Origin of the sequence: Synechococcus sp. R8-2, assembly GCF_047461715.1 — a bacterium.
GTDB lineage: Bacteria > Cyanobacteriota > Cyanobacteriia > Thermostichales > Thermostichaceae > Thermostichus.
This window is the reverse complement of record NZ_JANSHQ010000682.1, coordinates 1-972: the sequence shown is the minus strand read 5'-3', so window position 1 is coordinate 972 and position 972 is coordinate 1. Positions and strand designations below refer to the sequence as shown.

At 50.4% G+C, this 972-nt stretch carries 1 pseudogene; it reads left to right on the top strand.

Features of this window, described 5'->3' with window-relative positions:
- Positions 1–446 precede the first annotated feature (446 nt).
- Positions 447–972 (top strand): annotated as a pseudogene (locus NW819_RS13845) (glycosyl transferase family 1); the annotation flags it as partial.

Here is a 972-nt window from a genome sequence, read left to right as displayed (position 1 = left end):
GACCAGCTTGCAAGAGCAGCTCGAAGATATCAAGGTCATCTATGTGGAGTTTTGCTCAGAACAAGACCGCAAACAGATTGATCATAGGTATAATCAGCACTTGGCTCCTGACTTTGTCATTATGGATGCACGTAGGGCAGGATAGTGCAAAACTAGCCCTCTTTGTAGCCTGGGCAGAAGCTACACTTTGTCAGCAGCACTGATTAGAAGGACGAGCTATGGAAAATTCCAACAAAGAAACTCTGCAACCGCGAGTTCTCCTGAGCTGGCCAATTCCGCCAGACTACATCCCACCGCCGCAGCTTTCAGATCGGCAAGTAACTGTCTGTCCCAAAAAAAGAGTGGGGGGCTGTGGACTAGGCTATGTCAACCGTCGTGAAGGCTTGGTGGAGTGTCCGGAAGGAGATTATGACCTCTATGACTTTGTCCAGCAGTCTGAGCAGATTGTGGATAAAGAGTTTGACTTGGTGATTGTACGAGCTGCCAGCTGCGAATACAGCAACCCCTTCAACACGAAAAAATTTGGCTGTCCAACCGTCTTACTAGCCGGAGATACGCATCAGTGGCACTTCCCCATCAAACATCTTTTGGCCTACTGGGCCGTTGAAGCCTTTGATTATGTTGTTACTGATTACAACCGCCAGCACCTGCACTGGTTTGCCGCGGCGGGCGCGGAAAACCTGGCCTGGCTACCTCTCATCTCCATGCATACGGTTGTCCACAAGTGGGTAGAAGCAAGAGAAAGCCAAGTTGTCTTTATTGGCCATCAGGGATCCGACCATCCCAGACGTTCCCGTCTGGTCGAAGCCATAAAGAGGACACACTTGCCCATTCTTGCCAAAACTGCCAACCGTCAAGAGGCAGCCCGCCTATTTGCCGAATCGCTGATTTCGTTTAACTGCAGCCTGAATGGGGATCTGAACCTTAGGAACCTGGAAGTGATTTCTGCGGGTGGCTTTCTGCTTACTGACC